The organism is Arthrobacter sp. HMWF013, from assembly GCF_003061105.1.
Taxonomy (GTDB): domain Bacteria; phylum Actinomycetota; class Actinomycetes; order Actinomycetales; family Micrococcaceae; genus Arthrobacter.
In genome coordinates, this window is the sequence record NZ_QAIQ01000321.1 from 1 (window position 1) to 6,713 (window position 6,713).

Sequence of the window (6,713 nt, forward strand, 5' to 3'; positions counted from 1 at the left end):
GTCGAAGTCGGTGCCCGGCTGGGGATCCAGATCGATCCTGAGCTGCTCCGGGTTGTCGGTGTTCCCTGCCCTGGACGGCCAGGGGTGGAAAACCACGGTGTTCATCTGCACGGCCCAGACGGCGGCGGCCGGTTCGTCAAGGACCAGCATCGGATGCGAGCGCGCACTGGGAAAGACCACCTTCACCGACCGGACGAACTCCGGGGTTCCCCTGGGCGGGTTCTTGGAGAAGAACTGTTCGCCGTCGATGGTGTCGGAGTAGCGTTGCAGGGCGACCGGCCGGTCTCCGTTCGCGGCGATGAATGCCTCGCCGACGTCCACCATGTACTTGGCCAGGTCCAGTTTGGTCAGGCCGAGTTCCGGCCACATGACACGGCTGGGGCTGGAAATGCGCATTTCGCGCTCGCCGTGGGGACCCGGGACAGTGAGGGTGGTCTGTTCGCTCGCCATGGGGACAACCTACCCCGCCACGGTCGCCCAGTCAGCACTTTGGCCGCCGTGCCGGGCAGCCATCCGGCATCATGGACGTATGCCCGTTGTTGAAACGCCCGTCACCATTGCCGTCGGCGATCTTGAGGTCTCGGGCGTGTACGCCCGCCCGGAGAGCCCGATTGCCACCGTTGTTGTGGCCCATGGCGCCGGTGCGGGCATGGAACACCCGTTTATGGCCGGTTTCACCGGCGCGCTTAACGACGACGGCGTTGCCACCTTGCGCTTCAACTTCCCCTACCGGGAAGCCGGCAGGAAGTTCCCGGACCGGCCTCCGGCCGCCATCGCCACCTGGCGCGCCGCCATGGAGGTGGCGTCCCGCGAGGGGTCAGCGCATCGGGACAGCGGCCCGGTATGGGCGGCCGGCAAGTCTTTCGGCGGCCGGATGGCGTCCATGGCGGTAGCGGAGGGGATGGAAGCCGCAGGCCTGATCTACCTTGGCTACCCACTCCACCCGCCCGGAAAACCGGAGAAGCTTCGCGATGAGCACCTGTACGGTCTCAGCGTTCCCATGCTGTTCCTCCAGGGGACGAAGGACACATTCGCCACCCGGGACCTCCTGGAGGGTGTTGTCTCCCGCATCCCGTCGGCGGTCCTCACATGGATCGACGGCGGGGACCATTCGTTTGCCGTGGCAGGAAACAAACGCAGCGCCGCCGGGATCGGTGCTTCACTGGCCCCGGCGGTGGTGGACTTCATCAGGGCCCGCGGCTAAGACGTCGGGTCCGGACCAGGCGTCAGGCGCGCGGCCGGCTACGCGGCGTCGTCGTGCCACCAGCCTTCCCAGGCGGCGGAGGTCAGCTGTCCGTTGGGGAAGCCGGTCTTACCGTTCCCGCCAATGTGCGCATGGCTGTCGTCGCTCCGGCGGGCGTCCAGCAAGAGGTTCAGGCTACTCAAAAGCAACATTGTTGCGTCCTTTCGTGTTCGTGGTCTGGACCACGTCGTCCAAGTAGTCACGAGCCTAACCGCGGCATGTTTCATTGCGTCGACGCAACGTTTCGGCCAGGTATCGGAGATCTCACACGGGCCGATTCCCCTGATGACCCGGGCGCTGATCACATCCGGGCTTTGGTCCGTGCGGTGGGCTTGGCGGTCCAGGGGTCCTCGGGCCAGGGGTGCCTGGGGTAGCGGCCGCGCATCTCGGCGCGCACCTGGGCATAGGGCCCGGACCAGAAGGACGCCAGGTCATCCGTCACGGCAAGCGGGCGCCTGGCCGGTGAGAGCAGGTGGAAGAGTACCGGTACACGCCCGTCAACCAGCCGCGGCGTCTCTGCCCAGCCAAAACACTCCTGCAGCTTGACCGCGACAACCGGCCGCCCGGCGGCATTGGCGGGGGCGTTCTCTTCCCCGGTGGACTGCGCCGCCGCATATTCGGACCAGGCGGGGTATTCAATCTTCACCTTGGACCCGCTGGGCACTTCCAGCGCTTCCGGGGCAAGTTCCGCCAGCCGGGTTGCCTCCGGCCAGGGCAGGAGCCGGCGCAGCGGATCGGTGAGGTCGATGCCGCTGGTGGCCGCTCCACCGGCAAGGGCCTCGAGCTCCGGGCCGAGCCACAGGTCCAGCCGGGCGAGCAATGCGCGCTCGGAAACGTCAGGCCAGGGCTCCCCCAGTTCGCGGTGCAGGAGGGCAAGGCGGCGGCGCAATGCATCCGCCGCACCCGAGAACCCGATGGTTTCCAGGCCCTCGGCCGCCAGGGCACGGGCCACCGCGGCGCGGCCTTCCGCTGGAGAAGGCTTGACGGGTGTGGAGGACAGGCCGATTGCCCCCAGTCTTCGTTCCCACCTCGCGGTGACCCGGCCCTGGCTGAACGTCGCCACCACGGTGTCTGTCAGGAGTTGCTGCGCTGCCGCCGTGGCGGTCTCGGCCGAAAGCGGCGCAGCGGAACGGATCACGGCGCCGGTGCCGGCCGCATCCCGGCCACCGGCGCGCGATACCTCGGCCACCGCCAGCCAGTCATGCCCGGACAGGGAGCTTCCCGCGGGCAGGCCTGCGCGCGTCCCGGACGACAAGAGATACCGTGCGGATCCCTCCCCCGGTACACGCCGTGCCACCCGGTCCGGGAACGCCAAGGCGACGACAACGCCCACTGTTTCCGCCGCGGGCACGGTTCCGGTGAGGATGGGACTGCCGACGGCGGCCGCCTCCTTCCGCGCGATCGCCTCCAGCCGGCGGACGTCCTCTGCCCAGCGCCGGGAGGCCGGCTCCCTGCCGCCGCGCAGCACAGCCAGCAGACGCGTCAGATCGGCCCCGGGAGCGCGCTGGTCCCCGGATACGAGGGCCACAGCCTCCGCAGCCTTGTGGTGTCCCACGGCCGCTGCGCCGTCCAGCAATGCCCGTGCCAGCCGGGGATCGGCGGGGACCTTGGCCAGGGTCCTGCCCAAGGCGGTGGCGTGCCCGTTCCCTGCCACGGCACCCAGTTCCCGCAGCACCTCGATGGCCTCCTCCATCGCGGCGGGCGGAGGTGCATCAGGAAGAGCCAGCCCCTGGCCGCCGGGCGAGCCCCAGCAGGCCAGCAACAGGGCGGCGCCTGTGAGGTCCGCAACGGCGATCTCCGGAGTCACATGGGCGGGAGCCGCGCCGTAGGTGCGCTGGTCATAGCAGCGGACCACCCGACCCGGCCCCTGCCGGGCGGCGCGCCCGGCACGCTGTTCCGCGGACGCCCGCGAACAGGAGACGGTCACCAGGCCGGACATGCCGCGGTTGGCGTCCCGGCGGGGCTCACGGGTCAGCCCGGAGTCGATGACCAGGCGCACGCCCGGGACTGTGAGCGATGATTCGGCGAGGTCCGTGGACACGATGATCCGTGCCGGCCCGCCGGCACGGCGCCCCGATACAGCGAGGTCCTGTTCGGCGGGGCTGACCTGGCCATGGAGTTCCAGCACCTCCGTCCCGGCGGAGGCCCGTCCGCGGAGGCGGGATGCCACGTAGGAAACTTCCCACGCACCCGGGACGAACACGAGGGCGTCAACCGTTGCATCCTGTTGCACCGCAGCGGCGTGTGCCTGCGCGGCTGAGTCGGCAACATGGTCAAGGAAGCCCCGTGTCACCCCACGTTCATCCAGCCGGCCAGCGGCGGCAGGCACCCATTCGACTGTCAGGGGGTACAGCGCGGACGGGCAGTCGACGACGGGAGCCGGACGGGCGCCGTCGTCCGCTGGCGCCCGCGTCTCTTCCTCCCGGTCCGCGGTATTCCCGATCAGTGCCGCAAAGCGGGGCGCATCCAGCGTGGCGGACATCGCCACGAGCATGAGGTCCCCGCGCAGCTGACGTACTTCGGCGAGCATCCCCAGCAGGAGGTCAGTCTCCAGGCCGCGCTCGTGGACCTCGTCAAGGATGACCGCTCCCGTGGTCTCCAGCCCAGGGTCGTCCAGCAGGCGCCGCAGCAGGATCCCCGGCGTGACGAACTCCACCAGGGTGCCGGGCCCCGCCTCACGTTCCCCGCGGACCGTGTAGCCGACACGGTCCCCCAGCTTGCTGCCGTCCAGGGCAGCCAGACGGCGGGCCGCTGCGCGGGCGGCAACGCGGCGGGGCTGCGTCACCACCACCCGGCCGAACCCCGGGTTCCGCGCGGCCAGGTTAGCGAGCAACGGCGGGACCAGCGTGGTTTTCCCCGTGCCCGGCGGTGCCTGGACCACCGCCGTCCCGGCAGTGCCACCGGCGCGCAGGGCCGATGCCAGGTCCCTGAGTGACTGGGCAAAGGCGAGGCCGGCCCCGATGGCGGCCAGGTCAAAAACGTCGGTGCCCACGGCGCCCTCAGGAGCGGCGGAGTTGGTTGGGGGTCTCACCAACCCATTGTCGCCGCAATCGCCCCGGGTGGTGAGCACGGCCCGGCGCCATAGGCCAGACTGGAGGTCAGCCAACACGAAAGCAGGACATCCCTTGATCAACCTCCAGCAGGACTCCGAAGGCTTCATCCGCATGAAGCGGCATTTTCCAGCGAGTGCCACCGTGACCGTCACGTTCAGCGACGGATCGCGGGAGGAGTTCTCCGGCCGCCGGCTCAACGACATCTACGACGCGGCACTTGCAGATTTCCGGGCGCAGAACCAGCTCGATGCCAAGGGCTTTTCCCGCGGTCCGCAGAAGAAGGTCCAGACCGGGATTGAGTTTGTGGCTGTCCGGCCCGGAATGGGCCAGGCCTAGCCACCCCGCCCGGGCGCTGCCCGGGCGTTCACCGCGACGGATAAACCACCATGGCCGAGCCCCCGCCGCGCCTGGCAGGTTCGGCCGCGGCGGTCATGCGCCCGTGCCGGCCGAACTCAATGGCTGTTGCAGCGCCGATTTCAGCCGCTGCGGAGAACTTGTGACCGAACCGGGTGAACGTGTCCGGGTAAGCCGCCGTGAAGGCCGGTTCAGCAACCACCGTGGCCGTGTTCCGCTGCGTGGCCCGCGGGGCCGCGATGGCCTCGGAGATGTCCATTCCCAGGTCCACGCGGTTGAGGATAGTTTGCAGGACCGTGGTGATGATCATCGAGCCGCCGGGTGAGCCAAGGGCGAGGAAAGGCTTCCCGTCCTCGAGGATGATGGTGGGCGACATCGAGGAGCGCGGGCGTTTGCCCGGCTCGATCCGGTTCGGGTCTGTGGCGTTGTACACCGTGGAGAAGTCCGTGAGCTCGTTGTTGAGGATGAAGCCGCGGCCCGGCACCACAATGCCGGACCCGCCGGTCTGCTCAATGGTAAGCGTGTACTCCACGATGTTTCCCCACTTGTCAGCCACGGTCAGGTTGGTGGTGGAGATGTTCTCCGTGTCCTGTTCGTCTGCTGCCATTGCGGGCGTAACCGGGCACACGCCGTCGTACGATTTAACGTCTCCGGCAGGGACCGGCTTGGTTGCCGCCGTGGCGGGGTCAATGGCGCACGCCCGCTCCTTGCCGAACAGCGGGTCGGTAAGCGCTTTGGTGGGGACGTCGACGAAGGCCGGGTCGCCTACATACTTTCCACGGTCCGCAAAGGCCAGCGCTGTCGCTTCAAAGTAGTGGTGCAGCGCATCCGGCGCGGCCATCTCAGCGAGGTTGAACGGTTCCAGGATGTTCAGCGCCTCGCCCACCGTGGTGCCACCGCTGCTGGACGGCGCCATGCCGTAGACGTCGTAGCCGCGGTATTCAACGTGCGTGGGCTCCCGGTCCAGGGTCTCGTAGGCGGCCAGATCCGCCGTCGTCAGGTAGCCGGCCGGAACCGGCAGCGTGGTGGTGGCGCTCTTCGGCGGCGACTGCACCGTTGCGGCTATCTCCTCGGCGAGCGGACCGCCGTAGAAAGCTTCCACTCCGTCCTCACCGAGAAGCCGGTAGGTTGCTGCGAGGTCAGGGTTACGCATGGTGCTGCCGACCACCGGCAGATCGCCGCCGGGAAGGAACAGGCTGCTCGTGGCAGGGAAAGCCTCAAACCGTACCCTGTTCTCGTCAGTCTGCTGGCGGAATGTCTCATCCACCACGAAGCCGTCCTCCGCGACTTCGATGGCCGGTTCCAGGGCCTTCTCCAGGTCCAGGGTGCCCCACCGCTCCAAAGCCCGCTCCCAGGTGGCCGGCGTGCCCGGAACACCCACGGAGACACCGCTGGTGATCAGTTCGGGGGCGAACCGGTAGGGACTGCCAGCCGGGTTGGCCGGGGTAATGGTGGCGGGGTCGATGAACGCGTCGGTGGGCATCGTTGCCGGTGCGGTCTCGCGGCCGTCGATGGTTTCCACCTCGCCGGTCTCCGCGTCGTAGAAGACGAAATATCCGCCTCCGCCGATTCCGGCACTGTACGGCTCGGTCACGCCCAGGGTTGCAGCCGCTGCCACGGCGGCGTCTGCTGCATTGCCGCCGTCACGGAGCACTTCGATCGCCGCAGCCGTGGCATCCAGGTCCACGGTGCTGACCGCCCCACCGTACCCGGTCGCCGTCGCCTCCTTGACCGCGTCCCGCTCGTGGGCAGACGCCGGGCTGATCACCGCACCGCCCGTGACGCTGACGGCCAGGACAGCCGTTACAACAGCAAATTGACGTCGCACACTAGGCATGATGGCTCCCAAGTCAGGGTCTCGCGCAGGGTGGGTTTTCGTCACGATACTCCGCCCCTTGGGGACTCTCAAGGCTGGAATGCTCCACGCCCCTACCCCTTTTTGGCGACGTGCAAAAACCTTGCGTCAGGCAGGCATCTCAGACCGGCTTGTCGGTGGTTGCCGATGCCTCATCAGCCGGCGAGCGCCGCCGCCGGCTGGCGAGCAGGAAGGGCAGGGCGAGGAG

Annotated in this window: 6 protein-coding genes; 2 read left to right on the forward strand and 4 right to left on the reverse strand. The window is 68.7% G+C overall.

The genetic code is table 11. The features are described 5' to 3' along the window. Positions 1-450: non-homologous end-joining DNA ligase LigD (gene ligD, locus DBR22_RS12120; protein WP_441296242.1), on the reverse strand; the 450-nt coding region annotated here is incomplete at its 3' end. Between the two features lie 79 nt (positions 451-529). Between ligD and DBR22_RS12125 the strand changes: the two genes are divergently transcribed. After that, positions 530-1,204, forward strand: a complete 675-nt coding sequence (locus DBR22_RS12125) for an alpha/beta hydrolase family protein (RefSeq protein WP_108599221.1) — start codon at positions 530-532, stop codon at positions 1,202-1,204. Positions 1,205-1,242: 38 nt separating this feature from the next. On the opposite strand, the gene DBR22_RS23850 is transcribed toward DBR22_RS12125, so the two are convergent. Further along, the gene (locus DBR22_RS23850; RefSeq protein ID WP_181365152.1) at positions 1,243-1,395 is read right to left on the reverse strand and encodes a hypothetical protein; all 153 of its coding nucleotides are present in this window, start codon (positions 1,393-1,395) and stop codon (positions 1,243-1,245) included. 149 nt (positions 1,396-1,544) lie between these two features. Next, on the reverse strand, positions 1,545-4,274 hold the full coding sequence (gene hrpB / locus DBR22_RS12130) for an ATP-dependent helicase HrpB (RefSeq protein WP_181365153.1): 2,730 nt from the start codon (positions 4,272-4,274) through the stop codon (positions 1,545-1,547). 94 nt (positions 4,275-4,368) lie between these two features. On the opposite strand from hrpB, the gene DBR22_RS12135 reads away from it, so the two are divergent. Continuing rightward, the gene (locus tag DBR22_RS12135) at positions 4,369-4,632 is read left to right on the forward strand and encodes a hypothetical protein (RefSeq protein ID WP_108599222.1); all 264 of its coding nucleotides are present in this window, start codon (positions 4,369-4,371) and stop codon (positions 4,630-4,632) included. A gap of 28 nt (positions 4,633-4,660) precedes the next feature. Here the strand turns inward: DBR22_RS12135 and ggt are convergent, their stop codons facing one another. Further along, a complete protein-coding gene (ggt, locus tag DBR22_RS12140) occupies positions 4,661-6,487 on the reverse strand; it encodes a gamma-glutamyltransferase (RefSeq protein WP_108599224.1) in 1,827 nt (608 codons plus the stop codon). Between the last annotated feature and the right edge of the window lie 226 nt (positions 6,488-6,713).

What these genes read in the sequence shown, in the direction of transcription:
- DBR22_RS12125 (WP_108599221.1), top strand. Translation starts at nt 530, where the DNA reads ATGCCCGTTGTTGAAACGCCCGTCACCATTGCCGTCGGCGATCTTGAG.
- DBR22_RS23850 (WP_181365152.1), bottom strand. Translation starts at nt 1,395, where the DNA reads ATGTTGCTTTTGAGTAGCCTGAACCTCTTGCTGGACGCCCGCCGGAGC.
- ggt (WP_108599224.1), bottom strand. Translation starts at nt 6,487, where the DNA reads ATGCCTAGTGTGCGACGTCAATTTGCTGTTGTAACGGCTGTCCTGGCC.